The 18,953-nt window shown below is 67.9% G+C and carries 21 protein-coding genes and 1 tRNA gene; 15 read left to right on the top strand and 7 right to left on the bottom strand.

All coding sequences use genetic code 11. From position 1 onward, the window contains the following. Window positions 1-37: 37 nt before the first annotated feature. From WG921_RS12600 to trpS, 3 genes are all read right to left on the bottom strand, one after another. Window positions 38-991: a TAXI family TRAP transporter solute-binding subunit gene (locus WG921_RS12600; RefSeq protein ID WP_340109588.1), complete on the bottom strand. Its 954-nt coding sequence runs from the start codon at window positions 989-991 to the stop codon at window positions 38-40. Window positions 992-1,089: 98 nt separating this feature from the next. Beyond that, on the bottom strand, window positions 1,090-2,769 hold the full coding sequence (locus tag WG921_RS12595; protein WP_340109587.1) for an FMN-binding glutamate synthase family protein: 1,680 nt from the start codon (window positions 2,767-2,769) through the stop codon (window positions 1,090-1,092). Window positions 2,770-2,854: 85 nt separating this feature from the next. Continuing rightward, entirely contained in the window at window positions 2,855-3,889 is a 1,035-nt protein-coding gene (trpS, locus tag WG921_RS12590; protein WP_340109586.1) for a tryptophan--tRNA ligase, read from the bottom strand. Between the two features lie 69 nt (window positions 3,890-3,958). Between trpS and WG921_RS12585 the strand changes: the two genes are divergently transcribed. The 6 genes from WG921_RS12585 to WG921_RS12560 all read left to right on the top strand — a co-directional run bounded on the left by WG921_RS12585 (window position 3,959) and on the right by WG921_RS12560 (window position 8,033). Further along, window positions 3,959-4,603, top strand: coding sequence for a rhomboid family intramembrane serine protease (locus WG921_RS12585; RefSeq protein ID WP_340109585.1), 645 nt, complete (start codon window positions 3,959-3,961; stop codon window positions 4,601-4,603). 93 nt (window positions 4,604-4,696) lie between these two features. Next, window positions 4,697-5,494: a 3-oxoadipate enol-lactonase gene (pcaD, locus tag WG921_RS12580; protein WP_340109584.1), complete on the top strand. Its 798-nt coding sequence runs from the start codon at window positions 4,697-4,699 to the stop codon at window positions 5,492-5,494. Further along, window positions 5,487-5,867, top strand: a complete 381-nt coding sequence (pcaC, locus tag WG921_RS12575) for a 4-carboxymuconolactone decarboxylase (protein WP_340109583.1) — start codon at window positions 5,487-5,489, stop codon at window positions 5,865-5,867. The genes pcaD and pcaC overlap by 8 nt, the downstream gene beginning before the upstream one ends. Beyond that, window positions 5,864-6,571 (top strand): protocatechuate 3,4-dioxygenase subunit beta, encoded by a 708-nt coding sequence (gene pcaH, locus WG921_RS12570; protein WP_340109582.1) that lies wholly within the window; start codon window positions 5,864-5,866, stop codon window positions 6,569-6,571. Before pcaC ends, pcaH begins: the two co-directional genes overlap by 4 nt. Beyond that, a complete protein-coding gene (gene pcaG / locus WG921_RS12565) occupies window positions 6,568-7,185 on the top strand; it encodes a protocatechuate 3,4-dioxygenase subunit alpha (protein ID WP_340109581.1) in 618 nt (205 codons plus the stop codon). The genes pcaH and pcaG overlap by 4 nt, the downstream gene beginning before the upstream one ends. Window positions 7,186-7,202: 17 nt before the next feature. Continuing rightward, window positions 7,203-8,033, top strand: coding sequence for a 3-oxoadipate:acetyl-CoA acetyltransferase (locus WG921_RS12560; protein ID WP_340109580.1), 831 nt, complete (start codon window positions 7,203-7,205; stop codon window positions 8,031-8,033). A 104-nt stretch (window positions 8,034-8,137) separates the two neighbouring features. On the opposite strand, the gene WG921_RS12555 is transcribed toward WG921_RS12560, so the two are convergent. Together WG921_RS12555 and ilvC are read right to left on the bottom strand one after the other, a co-directional pair. After that, window positions 8,138-8,223: transfer RNA gene (locus WG921_RS12555), tRNA-Leu, on the bottom strand. A gap of 222 nt (window positions 8,224-8,445) precedes the next feature. After that, entirely contained in the window at window positions 8,446-9,468 is a 1,023-nt protein-coding gene (gene ilvC, locus WG921_RS12550; RefSeq protein ID WP_340109579.1) for a ketol-acid reductoisomerase, read from the bottom strand. 133 nt (window positions 9,469-9,601) lie between these two features. On the opposite strand from ilvC, the gene WG921_RS12545 reads away from it, so the two are divergent. From WG921_RS12545 to ilvN, 6 genes are all read left to right on the top strand, one after another. Next, window positions 9,602-10,063, top strand: a complete 462-nt coding sequence (locus tag WG921_RS12545) for an Lrp/AsnC family transcriptional regulator (protein ID WP_340109578.1) — start codon at window positions 9,602-9,604, stop codon at window positions 10,061-10,063. Beyond that, window positions 10,048-10,530, top strand: a complete 483-nt coding sequence (locus tag WG921_RS12540) for an Lrp/AsnC family transcriptional regulator (RefSeq protein WP_340109577.1) — start codon at window positions 10,048-10,050, stop codon at window positions 10,528-10,530. The genes WG921_RS12545 and WG921_RS12540 overlap by 16 nt, the downstream gene beginning before the upstream one ends. 34 nt (window positions 10,531-10,564) lie before the next feature. After that, window positions 10,565-11,017 carry a thermonuclease family protein gene (locus WG921_RS12535; RefSeq protein WP_340109576.1) on the top strand — a complete coding sequence of 151 codons (453 nt, stop codon included), beginning with the start codon at window positions 10,565-10,567 and terminating at the stop codon, window positions 11,015-11,017. 70 nt (window positions 11,018-11,087) lie between these two features. Further along, entirely contained in the window at window positions 11,088-11,966 is an 879-nt protein-coding gene (miaA, locus tag WG921_RS12530) for a tRNA (adenosine(37)-N6)-dimethylallyltransferase MiaA (RefSeq protein ID WP_340109575.1), read from the top strand. 342 nt (window positions 11,967-12,308) lie between these two features. Beyond that, a complete protein-coding gene (locus WG921_RS12525) occupies window positions 12,309-14,063 on the top strand; it encodes an acetolactate synthase 3 large subunit (RefSeq protein WP_340109574.1) in 1,755 nt (584 codons plus the stop codon). 69 nt (window positions 14,064-14,132) lie between these two features. After that, window positions 14,133-14,696 (top strand): acetolactate synthase small subunit, encoded by a 564-nt coding sequence (gene ilvN / locus WG921_RS12520; protein WP_340109573.1) that lies wholly within the window; start codon window positions 14,133-14,135, stop codon window positions 14,694-14,696. A gap of 58 nt (window positions 14,697-14,754) precedes the next feature. Here the strand turns inward: ilvN and WG921_RS12515 are convergent, their stop codons facing one another. Next, a complete protein-coding gene (locus tag WG921_RS12515) occupies window positions 14,755-15,174 on the bottom strand; it encodes an organic hydroperoxide resistance protein (protein WP_340109572.1) in 420 nt (139 codons plus the stop codon). A 120-nt stretch (window positions 15,175-15,294) separates the two neighbouring features. Here WG921_RS12515 and WG921_RS12510 point away from each other — a divergent pair, with 120 nt between their 5' ends. The 3 genes from WG921_RS12510 (at window position 15,295) to pgl (ending at window position 18,024) form a co-directional block, all read left to right on the top strand. After that, window positions 15,295-15,771, top strand: a complete 477-nt coding sequence (locus WG921_RS12510; protein ID WP_340109571.1) for a MarR family winged helix-turn-helix transcriptional regulator — start codon at window positions 15,295-15,297, stop codon at window positions 15,769-15,771. A 100-nt stretch (window positions 15,772-15,871) separates the two neighbouring features. Further along, window positions 15,872-17,344: a glucose-6-phosphate dehydrogenase gene (gene zwf / locus WG921_RS12505; protein WP_340109570.1), complete on the top strand. Its 1,473-nt coding sequence runs from the start codon at window positions 15,872-15,874 to the stop codon at window positions 17,342-17,344. Continuing rightward, complete coding sequence (gene pgl, locus WG921_RS12500; protein WP_340109569.1) at window positions 17,341-18,024, top strand: 6-phosphogluconolactonase; 684 nt, start codon at window positions 17,341-17,343, stop codon at window positions 18,022-18,024. The genes zwf and pgl overlap by 4 nt, the downstream gene beginning before the upstream one ends. A gap of 11 nt (window positions 18,025-18,035) precedes the next feature. Here the strand turns inward: pgl and glsA are convergent, their stop codons facing one another. Then, window positions 18,036-18,929, bottom strand: coding sequence for a glutaminase A (gene glsA / locus WG921_RS12495; RefSeq protein ID WP_340109568.1), 894 nt, complete (start codon window positions 18,927-18,929; stop codon window positions 18,036-18,038). Window positions 18,930-18,953: the final 24 nt, after the last annotated feature.

Here is an 18,953-nt window from a genome sequence, read left to right as displayed (position 1 = left end):
CGGGAGGCCGCGGCCGGGCGTCGCCGCGCCGCCGGCCTCATTTCTGCGCGTCGGTGAGGGGCCAGCCGATCTCCTTGTAATAGCGCGCGGCGCCCGGGTGGATCCGGCTGGCGATGTTCGCCATCAGATCGGCGTCGACCCCCGCCCACCACGGCGCGGCGGCGGCGAGGTCGGCCTTCTTCTCCCAGAACGCCCTGGTCAGCGTGTAGGCGGTCTCGTCGCTCATCAGGGTGGTCGCGTAGGCGACGACGGGAAGCGAGGTGGTCTCGATCGGCGCCGTCTGCCCGGAATAGGTCCCGGCGGGGATCACGATCTTGGCGCGGCCCGTCTCGGCGATCTCGGCGTCGGAGAGGGAGAGGATGGCCACATCCATCGACGCCGCCGCCTCGATCACGTTCGGCGCGGGCCAGGAGCCGGCGGTGACGAAGCCGTCGATCTGGCCGTTCTTCAACGCCGCGACCGCGTTCGAGAGCTCCGCATCGGCCAGCTTCACCTCGCCGTCGAGCCCGAAGAGCGAGAGATATTTCTCACCCTCCCGCGCGCCGAAGGAGCCTTTGCCGAGCAGGATCGTCTTGCCGGCCATGTCGGCGAAAGTCGCGGCGCCGGACTCGGCGCGCATGACGAAGTGCATGGTCAGCGACGGAATCGGGAAGAGCGCGCGGATCTCGTCGAATTTCGGGTCGCCCTTGTCCTTGAACGGGCCGGCGGCGGCCATGGCCGCGCCGACCAGCGCCGGCGGCGTGGTGAAGACGTAATCGCCGCCGCGCGCGCGCGCCTCCATCACGTTCTGGACCGAGCCCTGGCTCTCCTCGACCGTGACGATGACGTCGCCGCCGGTGGCGGCCTTCACCGCCTCGGCCAGCTCGACGCCCATCTGGTAATAGGAGGTGCCGGTCTTGGCCGACTTGTAGGTGACGCGGGTCTCCGCCGCGGCGGCGGCGGCCGTGAGCGCCAGCACGGCGCCGGCGGCGATGATCGGGGTGAATTTCATGTCTCTCTCCCTGTGGCGCGGATGTCGGTCTCCAGTCGAGACAGAGACGCGCGCGCGGGCCGGTTGGTCAAGAGGCGATCAGCGCCGGGCGCCGGGGCTCAGTTCATCCGCGCGCGCTCTTCGGCGACGTCGATCCTCGGGTGGAAGCTGTCGGGGTCGGCCGCGCGCCATGCGGAGGCGTAGATCGTCTCGTCGGGGCTGTCGAGCAGGGCGCCCTTGGGCAGGAACGTGTAGATCTCGTCCGCCGGGCGGGCGCCGGTGGCGCCGAGGCGATGGATGAGGTGATGGGGCTGAAGCTCGCAGGGGTGTTTCAATCCCGCGGCCGCGACGATCTCCACGAGCGCATCGACGGTTCCGCGGTGAAAGCGGGCGGCGCGTTCGGCCTCCACATCGACGACGAGGCCCCGTTGGCGGCCCGGATCCTGGGTGGCGATCCCGGTCGGGCAGGTGCCGCGATGACAGCGCATGGCCTGGATGCAGCCGATCGAGAACATGAAGGCGCGCGCCGCGTTGCACCAATCCGCCCCGAGCGCGAAATCCCGGGCGAGGCTGAAGCCGGAATAGGCCTTGCCGCTGGCGCCGATCCTGATCTTGTCGCGGATCCCGGCGCCGACCAGCGCGTTCCGCACCACGATCAGCCCCTCCGCCAGCGGCGCGCCGACATGGTTCGAAAGCTCGATCGGCGCGGCGCCGGTGCCGCCTTCGGCCCCGTCGACGACGATGAAGTCGAGATAGATTTCCGATTTCAGCATCGCCTTCACGATGGCCATCACCTCGTGGCGCCGGCCGACGCAAAGCTTGATCCCCACCGGCTTGCCGCCAGAGAGCTCGCGCATTCGGGCGGCGAACTCCAGAAGCTCCATCGGCGTCGAGAACGCCGAATGGCCGCGCGGCGACAGGCAATCCTTCCCCTCCGGAATTTTCCGGATTCCGGCGATCTCGGCGGTGACCTTCGCGCCGGGGAGAAGCCCGCCATGGCCGGGTTTCGCCCCCTGGCTCAGCTTGATCTCCGTCATCTTGATGGCGTCGAGCGCCGCGGTCTCGGCGAATTGCCCGGCGTCGAAGCGGCCCTGCCGATCCCGGCAGCCGAAATAGCCGGAGCCGATCTCCCACACCAGATCGGCGCCGCCCAGATGATAGGGGCTGACGCCGCCTTCGCCGGTGTCGTGGTAGAACCCGCCAAGCTTCGCGCCCTTGTTCAGCGCCGCGATCGCGTTGGCGGAGAGCGCGCCGAAGCTCATCGCGGAAATGTTCAGCACCGACGCGTTGTACGGTTGGGCGCATTGGGGGCCGCCGATGACGATGCGCGGGCGCGTGTCCGGATCCTCCTCCGGCGCGACCGAGTGGGTGATCCATTTGTAGCTCGAGTCGGCGGTGTCGAGCTCGGTGCCGAACGGGTGGATCGCGTTCTTGCCGCGGGCGCGGGCGTAGACGAGCTTGCGCGCCTGGATGCTGTAGGGTTTCCCCTCGAGCTCCCCCTCGACGACATAGGCGCGCAGATAGGGGCGGAGGTCATAGAACAGCCACCGGATGCGGGCCGCGACGGGGTAGTTTCGGATCAGCGTGGCGTTGGTCTGGAGACTGTCGAACAGCCCGAGCGCGATGATCGGCAGGGTGATCGCCAGGCCGGCGAGCCACCAGAGGCTGACGGCGGAGAGGCCGATCAGCGCGAGCGAGGCGGCCGCCGCGGCGATCGGGACGATGGCGCGTTTCAGCCCGTCGGCGCTGAGGAAACTGGTGAGGCCGGCGCCTTGCGGCGTGGATCTGGTCTTTGTCATCCCGCCATGGGTAGTGAATTATCGCCGCCGGTCAAACCACGCGTCCGCGATGGCCGCGCGACGCCCCCCCCGTTTCGCCGCGGCGTCAGCGCGCGCGGCTTCGGATGAGGCCGACCTTGTCATAGGTCGCATCGAGGATCGGCCTCGCGATCGCGTCCGCGCGCTCCGCGCCGTCGCCGAGGATGCGGTCGATCTCGGCCGGATCGGCGAGAAAGCCGCGCATCCGCCCGGCGAGCGGGCCGATGGTCTCCACCGCGAGATCGGCGAGCGCAGGTTTGAACTCGCCGAACAACTTTCCGCCCCAGGCGCCGAGCACCTGCGCGACGCTTTCGCCCGAAAGCGCGGCGTAGATGCCGACGAGGTTCTTCGCCTCCGGCCGGCTCTCCAGCGCGGCCGCGGTCTCGGGGAGCGGCTCGGGGTCGGTCTTCGCTCTGCGGATCTTTTTCGAGATCGCGTCGGCGTCGTCGATCAGGTTGATGCGCGAGAGATCGGACGGGTCCGATTTCGACATCTTCTTGCTCCCGTCGCGGAGGCTCATCACCCGGGTCGCGGCGCCTTCGATCATCGGCTCCGGCATCGGGAAGAAGTCGGGGCATCCGAAATCGGCGTTGAACTTGGCGGCGATGTCGCGGGTGAGCTCGATATGCTGTTTCTGGTCGTCGCCGACGGGCACATGCGTCGCGTGATAGACGAGGATATCCGCCGCCATCAGCGACGGGTAGGCGTAAAGACCGAGCGAGGAGGCCTCGGCGTTCTTGCCGGATTTCTCCTTGAACTGGGTCATCCGGTTCATCCAGCCGATGCGGGCGACGCAGTTGAAGATCCATGCGAGCTGGGTGTGCGCCGGCACCTGGGACTGATTGAAAAGGATTGATTTCTTCGGATCGAGGCCGCAAGCCATGAACGCGGCGGCGACCTCGCGGATCGCGGCGGTCAGAACGGCCGGATCCTGCCAGACGGTTATGGCGTGAAGGTCGACCATGCAGTAGATGGTCTCGAAATCCTGCTCCTGCAGCTCGACGAAGCGCTTCACCGCGCCGAGATAATTGCCGAGGTGAAGATTGCCCGAGGGCTGCACGCCGGAAAAGACGCGCCGGGTGTGGACGCCGGCTTCGGTCATGTCCGTCTCCTTGTTCATGGGTCCGGCGGGGTTATGTATGCGGCTTGGGCCGCGGTCAAGCGAGGTGGAATGAGACAGACGCAACATGCGGCGCCGCCGCCCGTCGTCTGGACGATGGCGGTGATTTTCGTCCTGTTCGAGGCGCTTTTTCAGATCGGCCCGGCGGCGCTTCAGGAAGTGGCGGTGACGCGGCTCGCGTTCTTCGATTTCTGGTTCGGGCGGGCGCTGGCGGGCGAGTCGACGCCGTTCGTCTTCTGGACGTCGTTCTTCACCTACGGGTTTCTCCATGGCGGGATCCTGCATCTGGTGATGAACGGCGCGATCTTTCTCGCCCTTGGCGGGGTTCTGGCGAACATTCTGGGGCCGGGGCGGTTCCTGATCCTCTTCTTCGTCTCCTCGGCCGCCGGCGCGCTGGTCTGGGGATTGCTGTTCAATGGCAACCCGGCGGCGCATCTGGTCGGCGCGTCGGGGGCGCTTTTCGGCTTCATCGCGGCGCTGAAACGCTGGGAATGGCGCTGGATCGTGGTGACCGGCGCCTCGTCGCGGCGGTTCTGGGGAACGATCCTGGCGCTGGCGCTTCTCAACCTGTTTCTCGCCTTCGCCGGCATGGACGGCGCCATGGTCGCGTGGGAGGCGCATCTCGGCGGGTTCATCGGCGGCTGGCTGATCGCGCCCTTCCTCGCGCCGGACCGGGCCGCGCCCTCGCCGATCTGAGCGGCGCGCGGCATTCTTGCGCCCGGCCGCCGATCGCGGCAGTCTGGCCGAAGACGCCCCGGCGGATGACGGGGCGGGACGACAGGAGCGGACATGGACTTCATCTCCACCACGGCCGGGTCGATCCACGTTTCGGATCAGGGGGCGCGCGACGGGCGCGCGGTGCTCTTCTCCAACTCGCTCGGCACGGATTTCCGGATCTGGGACGATGTCGCGGCGCTGCTCCCCGCCGGGTTGCGGCTGATCCGCTACGACAAGCGCGGCCACGGGCTTTCCGATTGTCCGCCGCGCGGGAGCTGGGGCATGGGCGACCATGTCGCGGACGCCGCCGCGGTGCTGGACGCGCTGAAGGTCCGGGACGCGGTCGTCGTCGGCCTCTCGATCGGCGGGATGATCGCGCAGGGGCTGGCGGCGGAGCGGCCGGATCTCACGCATGGCGTGGTTCTATGCGACACCGGGGCGAAGATCGGCGCGCCGGAGATGTGGGACGCCCGCATCCGCGCGATCGAGGCCGACGGGCTCGAAAGCATGGCCGACGGGGTGATGGAGCGCTGGTTCGCCCGCCGGTTCCATGCGGAGCGCGCGGGGGAGCTGCGGCTGATGCGGAACATGCTGGCGCGGACCTCGCTCGACGGCTATCTCGGCTCCTGCGCCGCGATCCGGGACGCGGATCTTCGTGAAAGCACCGCGCGGCTCCGCCTGCCGACGCTCGCGCTCTGCGGCGTCGAAGACGGCTCGACGCCGCCGGATCTGGTGCGCGAGATGGCGGAGTCGATCCCGGGCTCGAAATTTCACCTGATTCCCGACGCCGCGCATCTGATTCCGGTGGAGCAGCCGGAGGCGGTGGCCGCGCATCTTCGCAGGTTCTTTGAGGAGATCGGCCATGTCTGAGGCGTATCGCGCCGGCATGGCGACCCGGCGCGCGGTGCTGGGCGACGCCCATGTCGACCGCGCGGAAGCCGCCAAGACCCCGTTCGACGAGCCGTTCCAGACCTTCATCACCGAAGGCGCCTGGGGCTCGGTCTGGGCGCGCCCGCACTTCACCAGGCGCGAGCGCTCCATCGTCACGCTCGCGCTCCTCGCCGCGCTCGGCAATGACGAAGAGGTCGCGATGCACGTCCGCGCGACGAAGAACACCGGCGCGACGGCGGAGGATCTTCGGGAGGCGATGCTGCATGTCGCGGTCTACGCGGGGGTTCCGCGCGCCAACGCGGCGATCCGGATCATCAAGCGGGTTCTTGAGGAGGAGGGGATGACGCCGTGACCTATTTCGCGCGTGACCGGAGCTGGCATCCCCCGGCGCTTTTCCCCCGTTACAAGACCAGCGTGAAACGGAGCCCGCAGGCGGCCCCGGTGGTCATGCCGCAGACGCTCTCGGAGTTGACCGGGCCGATGTTCGCGCCGTCGCTGATCGGCCCGCTCGACAACGACCTGATCCGGAATTTCTCCCCCGACGGGGGGGAGGCGATCGGCCCCAGGATCGTCGTCTACGGGAGGGTGGAGGATGAGGCGGGCCGCCCGGTTCCCGGCGCGCTGATCGAGGTCTGGCAGGCCAACGCCTCCGGCCGCTACCGGCACGCGAAAGAGACCTATATCGGCGCGATCGACCCGAATTTCGGCGGCTGCGGGCGCACGCTCACCGACGCGGACGGCTGGTACGAGTTCCGCACCATCCAGCCCGGCGCCTATCCCTGGCCGAACGGGCCGAACGACTGGCGCCCGGCGCATATCCATTTTTCGATCTTCGGCGAGGCGTTCGCGCAGCGGCTGATCACGCAGATGTATTTCGAGGGCGACCCGATGATCTGGCAATGCCCCATCGTCGCGTCGGTTCCCTCGCGCGAGGCGGTGGAGACGCTGATCGCCGCGCTCGACCGGGAGGCGACGATCCCGATGGACGCGCGCGCCTATCGCTTCGATATCGTGCTTCGCGGGCGGCGGCGGACCCTGTTCGAGGGCGCGCCATGATCCGCCGGCCGGTCTATCGGAAAGAGACGCCGAGCCAGACGGCGGGGCCTTATGTCCATATCGGCTGCGTGCCGAATTTCTGCGGCGTCGGCGGCGTGCTGGCCGAGGATCTCGGCGCCTCCATGCTGACCCCGGAGACGAAGGGCGAGCGGATCGCCATCCGCGGCGCGGTCTTCGACGGGGCCGGGGCGGCGTTGAAGGATGCGATGGTGGAGATCTGGCAGGCGGACGCCGCCGGGCTCTATAACTCGCCGGCGGAGACGCGCGGCGCGGCGGACCCGCATTTCACCGGCTTCGGGCGCAAGGCCGGCGATTATGAGACCGGAGAGTGGCTGTTCGAGACCATCCGCCCCGGCCCGGTTCCCTTCCCCGACGGGCGGATGCAGGCGCCGCATGTGACGTTCTGGATCGTCGCGCGGGGGATCAATATCGGGTTGCAGACCCGGATGTATTTCCCCGATGACGAAGCGGCGCTGAAGGCCGATCCGATCCTCTCGCGGCTCGAACATCAAAGCCGGGCCTCGACGCTGATCGCGGCGAAGACCGGGCCGGCGGATTACCGGTTCGACATCCGTATTCAGGGCGAAGACGAGACGATTTTCTTCGATTGCTGACCGCTGAGGAGCGCGCCATGGCCAAACCCTGCATCATCTGCGTCGCGATCACCGGCTCGGTGCCCCGGAAGGCGGACAATCCGGCGGTGCCGATCACCATCGCCGAGCAGGTCGAGAGCACGCGGGAGGCGTTCGAGGCCGGAGCCTCGATCGCGCATCTTCATGTCCGGAACGACGACGAGACCCCGACCTCGGATCCGGCGAGGTTCGCGCGCCTGAAGGCGGAGCTGGAGGCGGCGTGCCCGGGCATGATCATCCAGTTCTCGACCGGCGGGCGCTCGGGCGCGGGGCGCGAGCGGGGCGGCATGCTCCCGCTCAGGCCGGACATGGCGTCGCTGGCCGTGGGCTCGAACAACTTTCCGACGCGGATCTACGAGAACAGCCCCGATCTGATCGACTGGCTGGCGGCGGAGATGCGGACCTATGAGATCAAGCCGGAGATCGAGGCGTTCGATCTGTCGCATATCTTTCAGGCCGCGAAGATGCAGGCGGACGGGCGGCTGGCCGCGCCGATCTATGTGCAGTTCGTGATGGGCGTGAAGAACGCGACGCCGGTGGACCGGGCGGTGTTCGATTTCTATGTCGAGACGCTGAAGCGGCTCTCGCCGGAAAGCGAATGGTGCGCGGCCGGAATCGGCGCGGGGCAGCTCACGCTCAACGAGTGGTGCGTCGCCGGGGGCGGACATGCGCGATGCGGGCTCGAGGACAATGTGCGGCTCGACCGTGAGCGGCTGGCGCCGTCCAATGCGGCGCTGGTCCGGCGCGTCGTCGATCTTTGCCAGAAATACGACCGGCCGGTGGCGAGCCCGGCGGAGGCGCGCAAACTCCTCGGCCTTCGCGCCGCCTGAAGACGGCGGATCGGGCCGCCGCCGCGCGCGCCGGGCCTCATCGAAAGGCCCGCCGCCGCGGTTCCGCCATCCGGATGGCGATGGCGCTCCTGCGGAGAAATCTTTGGTGCGGGTGGCGGGATTCGAACCCGCAAGCCGTTAAAGGCAAAGGTGTTTGAGACCTTCGTGTATACCGTTCCACCACACCCGCGCCGCTCGCGCCCTTCTCGGCGGAGCGCGGTGGCGCCGCCCGAAGGATACGAGTGGATGGCCGCCCGAGGCGAGCCGGACGACCCGGCCTCGTCTACCCCGTGATGAGGCGGGGCCGCAAGACCGTCTTTGGCCCATCTTCGCTGAAGCGACGCCCTCGGTCGAGAAAAAAGGCCCTGCTTTTCGCAGGGCCTTCCCTCGTCTCTTTCGCCGCGTGGCGGGATCAGTTCTTGCTCTTGTCCACCAGCTTGCCCGAGGAGATCCAGGGCATCATGCCGCGGAGCTTCTCGCCGATCTCCTCGATCTGGTGCGCGTCGTTGTTGCGGCGGGTCGCCTTGAACATCGGCAGGCCGGCCTTGTACTCGCGCATCCATTCGGAGACGAAGCGGCCGTCCTGAATGTCCTTCAGCACCTTCTTCATCCGCGCCTTGGTCTCGTCGCGCGGCAGGATCTGCGGGCCGGAATGATACTCGCCGAACTCCGCAGTGTTGGAGATCGAGTAGTTCATGTTGGCGATGCCGCCCTCATAGATCAGGTCGACGATCAGCTTCACCTCGTGGCAGCACTCGAAATAGGCCATTTCGGGCTCGTATCCCGCCTCGACCAGGGTCTCGAAGCCGAGCCGGATCAGTTCGACCAGCCCGCCGCAAAGCACGGCCTGCTCGCCGAAGAGGTCGGTCTCGCACTCTTCCTTGAAGGTGGTCTCGATGATGCCCGAGCGGCCGCCGCCGATGGCGGAGCAATAGGAGAGCCCGATCTCCAGCGCCTTGCCCGAGGGATTCTGGTCGACCGCCACGAGGCAGGGCACGCCGCCGCCCTTGACGAACTCGCCGCGCACCGTGTGGCCGGGCCCCTTGGGCGCCATCATGATGACGTCGATATCGTCGCGCGCCTCGATCAGCTTGAAGTGGATGTTGAGGCCGTGCGCGAAGGCGATCGCGGCGCCGGGCTTCATGTTGTCGTGGAGGTATTTCGTATAGGTGTCGGCCTGAAGCTCGTCCGGCATCGCCATCATGATCAGGTCGGCCCATTTCGCCGCTTCGGCGAGGCCCATGACCTTCAGGCCCTCGGCCTCGGCCTTCGCGGCGGAGGGGGAGCCTTCGCGGAGCGCGGCCGCGACGTTCTTCACGCCGGAATCGCGCATGTTCAGGGCGTGGGCGTGCCCCTGGGAGCCATAGCCGACGACCGCGACATTGCGGTCCTTGATCAGGTTGATGTCGCAATCGCGATCGTAATAGACGCGCATGGAATGCCCTCGTTTCTGGTTGACGATGGCCGCGAGCATACCCGCCCGAACGGTGTAAAACTTGTCTATCTGCCTCGTGAAAACCATAATCGAGGCATGGATATTCCACAGAGCCGGTGATATTGGATGGTTCATGCATACGCTCGATGATACCGACAGGCGCATCCTGCGCGCGCTCCAGGCCGACGCGAGCCTCTCCACCGCGGCGCTCGCGGAGCGGGCCGGGCTTTCGCCTTCGCCCTGCTGGCGGCGCGTGGAGCGGATGGAGGCCGAAGGCGTGATCGAGGGCCGGGTGGTCGAGGTCGACCTGAGAAAGCTCGGCTACGAGGTTCAGGTCTTTCTCCGGGTCCGGCTCGACAAGACGCAGGCGGGGGCGTTTCAGGAGTTCATCGCGGCGGCGCGCGCGGTGCCCGAGATCGTCTTGATCCAGACCCTTCTCGGACGGGTCGATATCCGCATGGACGTCGTCGCGCGCGATCTTTCGCATTATCAACAAATTGTTAAGACCCAGATCCTAGACCTGCCTCATGTGGCCGATATCGAGGCGCTGCTGCTGGTCTCGGAGTTGAAGAATGACGAATGGCTGCCGATCTGACCGCCGTGCCCTATGGCCCGCCCGACGCGGCGGACCTCGCGCTGCTGCGCGCGCTGCTGGCCGATGGCTCGCTCTCGGCGAAGGAGGCGGGCGAGCGGGCCGGGCTGTCCCAGCCGGTGGCCTGGCGGCGGATCCGGCGGATGGAGGCGGCGGGAGTGATCCGGCGCCGCGTCGCGCTGAACCGGGAGAAGCTGGGCTATGGCGTCACGGTCTTTCTCGGCGTCAAGCTGGCGGCGAAGGGGCGAAGCCGGGTCGAGGAGTTCGAACGCGCCGCGACGGCGATTCCCGAGCTGCAACTGGCGCAGCATGTGCTCGGCGTCTACGATTACAGGCTCCGGGTCGTGGCCCGCGATCTGTCGGATTTCGAGCGGATCCTCCGCCGCCGGATCATGACCCTGCCGGGGATCGGCGAAGTGGAATCCAATGTGCTGCTCAGCGAAGAGAAATCGACCCCGCCGCCGATCTGACGCGGGGCGGCGCCCGGGCGGGCCGCGAGCTTTCATGCGCCGGTTGATCCAGACCGGGTTTCTCATCCTCTTCACCCTTGCGGGCGGGGCCGCGTCGGCGGGGGATCAGTGCCGCTACTCCACCTATCGGGCCACCGTGACCAAGGTGATCGACGGCGACACGATTCGCGCGAATGTCGAGCTTGGCTTCCAGCTTCAGGTGAACAGGGAGATCTTTCGCCTTTACGGCGTCGACGCGCCGGAGACGCGGGGGCGGGCGGGCCGCCCGGTTTCGGCCGCGGAGAAGGCGCGCGGGCTGGCGGCGAAAGCGGCGTTGAAGAACCTGATCGGCGGGCGGGCGATCACGCTCTGCGTGGTTGACGGAAAGCGCGGCAAATACGGCCGCTACATCGCGCGGATCTTCATCGACGATCTCGACGTGAACGAATGGCTGGTCGATCAGGGCCACGCGATCCCCTATGGTGAGGTGAGCGCGGCGCTGAACTGAGCGGCCGGGCCTTCCGCCGGATGGCGGCGGAGGCGCGCGCCGCGCGCGGCCGGGAGAACCGGGAGCGAACATGCGTCCATTGTTGATTTCGGGGCCGACCGGCGCGGGGAAATCGGCCTATGCGCTGGAGGCGGCGCGGCGCGGCGGCGTGGTCGTCAACGCCGACGCGAGCCAGGTCTATGACGGCTGGCGAATCCTGACGGCGCGCCCGTCCGCGGCGGAGGAGAGCGCGGCGCCGCACCGGCTTTACGGCCATGTGAGCGCATCTGCGCGCTATTCCGTCGGCGGCTGGCTCCGCGACCTCGAAGCGGTGTTGGCGGAGGCGCGCGCCGAGGGGCTGAGGCCGATCATCATCGGCGGCACCGGGCTTTACTTCACGGCGGCGACGGCGGGGCTGGCGCCGATCCCGCCGACGCCGCCCTCGGTGCGCGACGCGCTGTCGGCGCGACTGGCCGAGGAGGGCCTGCCGGCGCTGGCGGCCGAGCTGGCGGCGCGCGATCCCGAAACCGCGGCGACGACGGATCTGAAGAATCCGAAACGGGTGGCGCGCGCGCTCGAGGTGATCGACGCGACGGGGCGCGGCCTCGCCTCATGGCGGGCGGAGACCGGCGCGCCCCTGCTCGGAGAGGCGGAAAAGGTCCTGATCCTGCCTGACCGGGCGGCGCTCTATGAACGGCTCGACCGGCGCTTCGGCGCCATGCTGGAGCAAGGCGCGCTGGCCGAGGCGCGCGCGATGCTGGCGCGCGGCCTCGACCCGGAGCTGCCGGCGATGAAGGCGGTGGGCGCGCCTGAATTGTTCGCCCATCTTCAGGGGCGGCTCTCCCTCGACGAGGCGGCGACCGAGGCGCGCCGGGCGACGCGGAACTACGCCAAACGCCAGATGACGTGGATGCGGAACCGGATGAAGGACTGGCGGGTGATCCAGCCGGAGGGGGCGGCCCTTTCGTGAGATGGCGGCGGATCCCGGCGAAGATGGGCGCCGAAATGGAGGGCGCTTTCCATTTATTGCCGAAATCCGCGCCCTGACGCGCGAAAATGTCCTGAAAAATGAAAATCCATAACTTTCTTTCGCGGTTTCGGGTTGACCCGTCGGCTGGAGGCGGTTACCCCCAAGATGCAGTTCTGGAGAGGCGAGATGCGAACCCTTCTGATCGTAATTGCGAGGCGCGCGCCCCGGCGGATGTGAGACATCCGGCGAGAATGCGCGCGTGGGCCCCGGAAGGGGCCTTTTTTATTGATGGAACCGCCCCGAAGCCGTGAGGTTCGCGCGGGGCGAAGACGGAGAGAGACGATGTCGCGTGAGATAACCGGCGCTCAGATCGTGATACGGGCCCTCAAGGATCAAGGCGTGGACACCGTATTCGGGTATCCGGGCGGCGCTGTTCTTCCGATCTATGACGAGCTTTTCCAGCAGAATGACATTCGTCATATTCTGGTCAGGCACGAACAGGGCGCGGCGCACGCGGCGGAGGGCTATGCGCGCTCCACCGGGAAGCCGGGCGTCCTGATCGTCACGTCGGGGCCGGGCGCGACCAACGCGGTGACCGGGCTGACCGACGCGCTGATGGATTCGATCCCGATCATCTGCATCTCCGGCCAGGTGCCGACGTTCCTGATCGGCAACGACGCGTTTCAGGAGGCGGATACGGTCGGCATCACCCGGCCGTGCACCAAGCACAACTGGCTGGTGAGAGATCCGGCGGAGCTTGGCGACATCATCCATGAGGCGTTCCATGTCGCGAGATCCGGGCGCCCGGGGCCGGTGCTGATCGACGTGCCGAAGGATGTCCAGTTCGCGTCCGGCGTCTACAAGGGGCTGAAGGGGGCGAAGCCGTCCAGCTATCAGCCGACCGTGAAGGGCGACGCCGCGGCCATCGAGGAGGCGGTCCAGCTGATCGAGAAGGCCGAACGCCCGATCATCTATTCCGGCGGCGGCGTGGTGAATTCGGGGCCGGGCGCGAGCCAGCTTCTGCGGGAGCTGGTCGCGGAAACCGGGTTTCCGATCACCTCGACCCTGATGGGGCTGGGGTGCTATCCGGCCTCGGGCGAGAACTGGCTCGGCATGCTGGGGATGCACGGCGCCTATGAGGCCAATCTGGCGATGCATGGCTGCGATGTGATGGTGTGCGTCGGCGCCCGCTTCGACGATCGGATCACCGGCCGGATCGACGCCTTCAGCCCGAAGTCGAAGAAGATCCATATCGATATCGACCCGTCCTCGATCAACAAGAACATCCGCATCGACGTGCCGATCGTCGGCGACGCCGGCAATGTCCTCGAAGAGATGCTGAAGATCTGGAGAGCGCGCGGCGCCAAGACCAGGGCGGAGCAGGTGAAGCGCTGGTGGGGCGTGATCGACGGCTGGAAAGACGTGAATTGCTTCGGCTACAAGCCGTCGAAGACCACGATCAAGCCGCAATACGCGCTGGAGCGGCTCGAGGCCCTGACCAAGGGGCGCGACCGGTACATCACCACCGAGGTCGGGCAGCACCAGATGTGGGCCGCGCAATATCTGGGCTTCGAGGCGCCGAACCGCTGGATGACCTCGGGCGGGCTCGGCACGATGGGCTATGGCCTGCCGGCGTCGGTCGGGGTGCAGATCGCGCATCCGGACTCGCTGGTGATCAATGTCGCCGGCGAGGCGTCATGGTTGATGAACATGCAGGAGATGGCGACGGCGGTGCAGTTTCGCGCCCCGGTGAAGCAGTTCATCATGAACAACGAGCGGCTCGGCATGGTCCGGCAGTGGCAGGAGCTTCTGCACGGCGAGCGCTACAGCCAGACCTACTCGGAGGCGCTCCCGGATTTCGTCAAGCTGGCCGACGCCTTCGGCTGCAAGGGCATCCGCTGCTCCGACCCCGCCGATCTCGACGCGGCGATCGAGGAGATGCTGGCCCATGACGGGCCGGTGATCTTCGATTGCCTCATCGAAAAGCATGAGAACTGCTTTCCGATGATCCCCTCGGGCCGGGCGCATAACGAGATGCTGATGGGCGAGGCGGAGACGGAAGGCGCCATCGGCGAGATGGGAGGGGCTCTTGTTTGAGATCGCCGCGCGGCGGTCTCCGACCGGGATCCTCGCCGCATCCAGAGACATCAGTGAAAGAGAAGCCAGATGAACGCTCTCGTCATCAAACGCGGCGCCTCGCGCAAGAGCGCCTATAACCTTCGCCCGACCTTCTCCGATGTCGTCGAGCGGCATGTGCTTTCGGTCATCGTCGACAACGAGGCCGGCGTGCTCGCGCGCGTGATCGGGCTTTTTTCCGGCCGCGGCTACAATATCGAGAGTCTGACCGTCGCCGAGACCGACCATGAGGGCCGGTTGAGCCGGATCACCATCGTCACCACCGGCACGCCCCAGGTGATCGAGCAGATCAAGGCCCAGTTGATCAGCCGGATCGTCCCGGTGCACGAAGTGCATGACCTGACGGTGGAGGGGCCGGCGGTCGAGCGCGAACTGGCGCTGATCAAGGTCGGCGGCGTCGGGGACCGGCGGGTCGAAGCGATGCGGCTGGCGGAGGTCTTCCGCGCGAAGGTGGTGGACACCACGCTGGAAAGCTTCGTTTTCGAATTGACCGGCGACGTGAAGAAGATCGACGCCTTCGTCGATCTGATGCGCCCGCTCGGGCTCCGCGAGGTCGCGCGCACGGGCGTGGCGGCGATGGCGCGCGGGGCCTGAACTCTGAACTCTGATCTTCGCGGCGCGCCTCAGGCGCGCCGCGCCATGGCCGGCCCGCTCAGGCGAGGCTGAGCCTCACGTCGAGATTGCCGCGGGTCGCGTTCGAATACGGGCAGACCTGATGCGCCTTGTCGATCAGGGCCTGCGCCTCGTCCTTCGCGACGCCGGGCAGGCTCACCTCCAACGCCACATCGAGGCCGAAACCGCCTTCCGAGCGCGGGCCGATGCCGACCGTCGCCTTCACGGACGCGTCGTCCGGCACTTTCGTCTCGCCGGCGACCACCTTCATGGCGCCGAGGAAGCAGGCCGCGTAGCCGGAGGCGAAGAGCTGCTCGGGGTTCAGGCCGTCGCCTCCGGCGCCGCCAAGCTCCTTCGGGGTGGAGAGCGTGGCCTCGAACGCGCTGTCGAGGGATTTGGTGTGGCCGTCGCGGCCGCCGGTGGCGCGGGAGGACGTGCTGTAGAGGACCTTGGTGGGCATGGTCGGCGCTCCTTCTCTATTATATCGCATGCGATTAAATCGCAGGCGATATATATGGACAAACCGGCCGATCGTCAATACCTTGTCCGCAGGGTGAACCGGAATTCGGGCTGATGAGACATGGACGCTGAGAGCGGTAAAGATGGCGACGCCGAGGAAGACGCGCTCGGTCGCTACGCGCGGCTTTGTTTCTCGATCTATGCGGCGCATCACGCCTTCAACCGGGCCTACGCGCCGCTGCTGGAGGAGATGGGCCTCACCTATCCGCAATATCTCGTCCTCGCCGCGCTCTGGACGCGGGACCGGCGGAGAGTGGGCGAGATCGGGCGCGCGCTTCGGCTCGAATCCAACACCTTGACCCCGCTCCTGAAGCGGCTGGAGGCGGCGGGTCTGATCCGGCGCGAGCGGGACCCGATCGACGAGCGGGCCGTCATCGCCGCGCTGACGCCTGCGGGCGCCGCGCTCGAAGCGACGGCGCGGGGCGCCCCGGCGCGGCTTCTCGGCTGCGCGGGCCTCACGCCGGAGGAGGCGGAGAGATTGGCGGGCGCGCTCGACCTGGTCCGGCGCCGGCTTGACGGCGGCGCTCAGGACGATTGAATGCGGCGGCCCCGCCCATTCGGGCGGCGCGGCGCGCTTCACTTCGCGTCAGAAGCGGCGCAGTCTCGGAATCTGAACGGAATCTGAAAGGGAGTCGCGCATGGTGGCCAGAACAGTTCCGGTCGAGCCGTTCGATCTGATCGTATTCGGCGGCACCGGGGATCTGGCGCGCAGAAAGCTGCTGCCGGCGCTTTTCCATCGCTTCGCGGCGGGGCAGATCCCGGAGGGCGCGCTGATCGTCGGCGCGGCGCGCGGCGCACTGGACGGCGCGGGGTATCGGGCGTTGGCGCGCGAGGCGCTGGAGGAGTTCGTCGACCCGGCGCACAGGGGCGGCGATCTCGTCGAGCGGTTCATCGGGCTTCTCGATTACGCGCAGGTCGACGCGTCGAGCGACGCCGGCTGGGCCGCGCTCGCGGGCCGGCTGGAGGGCCGGAACGGGCGGCCGCGGGCGTTCTATCTTTCCGTCGCCCCGCAGTTTTTCGCGCCGATTTGCGAGCGGCTGGGCGCCGCGGGGCTGGCGACGCCGGAGACCCGGCTCGTGGTCGAGAAGCCGCTTGGCCGCGACATGGCGAGCGCGGCGGCGCTGAACGCGCAACTCGCCGCCACCTTCGATGAAGGGCAGATCTACCGGATCGACCATTATCTCGGGAAGGAGACGGTGCAGAACCTGATGGCGCTTCGCTTCGGCAACGCGCTTTTCGAGCCGCTCTGGAACGCGCATCACATCGACCATGTGCAGATCACCGCGGCCGAGAGCGTGGGCGTCGGCGCGCGCGGCGGCTATTACGACCGGAACGGCGCGCTGCGCGACATGGTTCAAAACCATCTGATGCAGCTTCTCTGCCTCACGGCGATGGAGCCGCCGTCGCATTTCGACCCGGACGCGGTGCGCGACGAAAAGCTGAAGGTGCTGAAGGCGCTTCGCCCGATCACGGGCGCCGCGGTCGACACCGAGATTGTGCGCGGTCAGTACAGGGCCGGCCCGGACGGCCCGTCATATCTGGAGGAAGTCGGCGATCCCGACAGTCATACGGAATGTTTCATCGCCCTGAAGGCCGGCGTCGAGAACTGGCGCTGGGCGGGAACGGCGTTCTATCTCCGGACCGGAAAGCGGCTGACGGCGCGGCATACCGAGATCGCGATCCGGTTCAAGGACACGCCGCACTCCATCTTCGGCGACGCGGCGGGGGCGCTGAAGGGAAATGTGCTCGTCATCACGCTGCAACCGAACGAGGGCATCGAGTTGCGGCTGAACATCAAGGATCCGGGGCCGGGCGGCATGCGGATCATCTCCGCGCCGCTGGACATGAGCTTCGCGCAGGGCGCGGGCGCCGGCGGATTTCGGATGCCGGACGCCTATGAACGGCTCCTGATGGACGTGATCCGCGGCGACCAGACCCTGTTCATGCGCGGCGACGAGGTCGAGGCGGCCTGGAAATGGATCGACCCGATCATCGAAGCCTGTAACGAGGGGCGGGCGCCGCCGCTGCCTTACAGCCAGAACTCGGACGGCCCGATGGAGAGCCATATCCTGCTCCACAGGGACGGCCGGCGCTGGCGGGAGATCGCATGATGACGCCGCTGATCGTTCACGCCCGACGAGACGCCCAGGCGGCGGCGCTGGCGGCGCTGGTCGCCGCGGATCTTCGCGACGCGATCGAAACGAGGGGGCGGGCGCGGTTCGCGGCGCCGGGCGGCTCGACCCCGGCGGAGTTCCTCAGGGCGCTGGCGGCCGCGCCGCTGGATTGGACCAGGGTCGACATCCTGCCGGGGGATGAGCGCTGGGCGCCGCCGAGCGACGCGCGCTCGAACGAGGCGATGATCCGCAAGGCGATGGCCGCGGCGGAGGGCGCGACTTTTCTCTCGCTCTGGCGCGAAGGCGAGACGCCGGAGGAAGCGGCGCCCGTGCTGGCGGAGACGCTCGCGCCGTTCCTGCCGCCCGATGTCGCGGTGATCGGCATGGGCGTCGACATGCATTGCGCGTCGCTCTTTCCGGGGGCGCTGAATCTCCCTGCGGCGCTGGTGGAGAGCGCGCCGCTCATCGCGGCGATCCGCGCGCATGGGGCGGCGGAGCCGCGGGTGACGCTGACGCTTCCGGCGCTGGCCGGCGCGGGGCGGCTCTATCTCCTGATCGCGGGGGAGGAGAAACGCGCGGCGGTCCGGCGGGCGCTGGACGAGCCGGTGCCGTATTTCGCGCCGGTCGGCGCCGTTCTCCGGGCGGCGCGCCATGCGGAGATTCACTGGGCGCCCTGACCGGCGCCCGCTCAGGCGCCGGTTCTCGCGACCAGCCGCGCCAGCGCGTCGGTCGCGGCGACCGAGTTGCCGTATCGGTCGAGCGCCGGGGACCACGCGCAGACCGCGTAATCCCTGGCCGGATTGACCGCGAGGATTCCGCCGCCGACGCCGGATTTGGCGGGGAGGCCGACCTGATAGGCGAATTCGCCGGATTGATCGTAGAGCCCGCAGGTCCGCATCAGCGCCCGCAACCGGATCGCATGAAGCCCCTGCGCGCACGCGGCCCCGCCCGGCTGCGGACGGATCAGGAAAAGCGCCGCCCGCGCCAGCTGCCGCGCGGACATCGCGAGAGAGCAGAAATGGAAATAGGCGTTGGTGACGCGGATCGCGTCCTCAAGGAGATTTCCCTTCGCCTTCAGCAGGAAGGCGGCGGCGCGGTTCATGTCGCCGGTCTCCACCTCGGACCGGTAGATCTCCTCGTCGTAGTCGATCGTCTCGTCGCCGGCGAGAAGGCGCATCTGGTCGCGAAAATCCTCCTCGATCATCGGATGGGCGTGCATCAGCGCATCGGTCGTCACGATCGCGCCGGCGTTGATGAACGGGTTCCGCGGCACGCCGTTTTCGGTTTCGAGCTGGATGATCGAATTGAAGCGCATGCCCGAAGGTTCGCGCTTCACCCGCTCCCAGAGCGGGGCGCCGACCCATTCCATCGCCAGCGCAAGGGTGAAGAGCTTCGAGATCGACTGGATCGAGAACCGGGTGTCGGCGTCCCCGGTCGTGAATTCCTCGCCGTCTCCGGTGACGAGCGCGATGGCGAACTTCGTCGGGTCGCCGCGGGCGAGGGCGGGGATGTATTGCGCGGGGGCGCCCTCCGCGGCCTTGGGGCGCGCTTTCGCGGCGATCTCGTCGAGAAGGGCTTGCATGGGCTCGGCTCCGGGCGGCGGCGA

The organism is Paludibacillus litoralis (assembly GCF_037646705.1).
In the GTDB taxonomy this organism is placed as follows: Bacteria; Pseudomonadota; Alphaproteobacteria; order Rhodobacterales; family Rhodobacteraceae; genus Pikeienuella; species Pikeienuella litoralis.
The sequence above is the reverse complement of the archived record's forward strand: the minus strand, read 5'-3'. Positions and strand labels throughout refer to the sequence as shown.

Bases quoted from the DNA above. Each gene is read 5' to 3' on its own strand.
- WG921_RS12600 (WP_340109588.1), bottom strand. From the start codon at position 991: ATGAAATTCACCCCGATCATCGCCGCCGGCGCCGTGCTGGCGCTCACG.
- WG921_RS12595 (WP_340109587.1), bottom strand. From the start codon at position 2,769: ATGACAAAGACCAGATCCACGCCGCAAGGCGCCGGCCTCACCAGTTTC.
- trpS (WP_340109586.1), bottom strand. From the start codon at position 3,889: ATGACCGAAGCCGGCGTCCACACCCGGCGCGTCTTTTCCGGCGTGCAG.
- WG921_RS12585 (WP_340109585.1), top strand. From the start codon at position 3,959: ATGAGACAGACGCAACATGCGGCGCCGCCGCCCGTCGTCTGGACGATG.
- pcaD (WP_340109584.1), top strand. From the start codon at position 4,697: ATGGACTTCATCTCCACCACGGCCGGGTCGATCCACGTTTCGGATCAG.
- pcaC (WP_340109583.1), top strand. From the start codon at position 5,487: ATGTCTGAGGCGTATCGCGCCGGCATGGCGACCCGGCGCGCGGTGCTG.
- pcaG (WP_340109581.1), top strand. From the start codon at position 6,568: ATGATCCGCCGGCCGGTCTATCGGAAAGAGACGCCGAGCCAGACGGCG.
- WG921_RS12560 (WP_340109580.1), top strand. From the start codon at position 7,203: ATGGCCAAACCCTGCATCATCTGCGTCGCGATCACCGGCTCGGTGCCC.
- ilvC (WP_340109579.1), bottom strand. From the start codon at position 9,468: ATGCGCGTCTATTACGATCGCGATTGCGACATCAACCTGATCAAGGAC.
- WG921_RS12545 (WP_340109578.1), top strand. From the start codon at position 9,602: ATGCATACGCTCGATGATACCGACAGGCGCATCCTGCGCGCGCTCCAG.
- WG921_RS12540 (WP_340109577.1), top strand. From the start codon at position 10,048: ATGGCTGCCGATCTGACCGCCGTGCCCTATGGCCCGCCCGACGCGGCG.
- WG921_RS12535 (WP_340109576.1), top strand. From the start codon at position 10,565: ATGCGCCGGTTGATCCAGACCGGGTTTCTCATCCTCTTCACCCTTGCG.
- miaA (WP_340109575.1), top strand. From the start codon at position 11,088: ATGCGTCCATTGTTGATTTCGGGGCCGACCGGCGCGGGGAAATCGGCC.
- WG921_RS12525 (WP_340109574.1), top strand. From the start codon at position 12,309: ATGTCGCGTGAGATAACCGGCGCTCAGATCGTGATACGGGCCCTCAAG.
- ilvN (WP_340109573.1), top strand. From the start codon at position 14,133: ATGAACGCTCTCGTCATCAAACGCGGCGCCTCGCGCAAGAGCGCCTAT.
- WG921_RS12515 (WP_340109572.1), bottom strand. From the start codon at position 15,174: ATGCCCACCAAGGTCCTCTACAGCACGTCCTCCCGCGCCACCGGCGGC.
- WG921_RS12510 (WP_340109571.1), top strand. From the start codon at position 15,295: ATGGACGCTGAGAGCGGTAAAGATGGCGACGCCGAGGAAGACGCGCTC.
- zwf (WP_340109570.1), top strand. From the start codon at position 15,872: ATGGTGGCCAGAACAGTTCCGGTCGAGCCGTTCGATCTGATCGTATTC.
- pgl (WP_340109569.1), top strand. From the start codon at position 17,341: ATGATGACGCCGCTGATCGTTCACGCCCGACGAGACGCCCAGGCGGCG.
- glsA (WP_340109568.1), bottom strand. From the start codon at position 18,929: ATGCAAGCCCTTCTCGACGAGATCGCCGCGAAAGCGCGCCCCAAGGCC.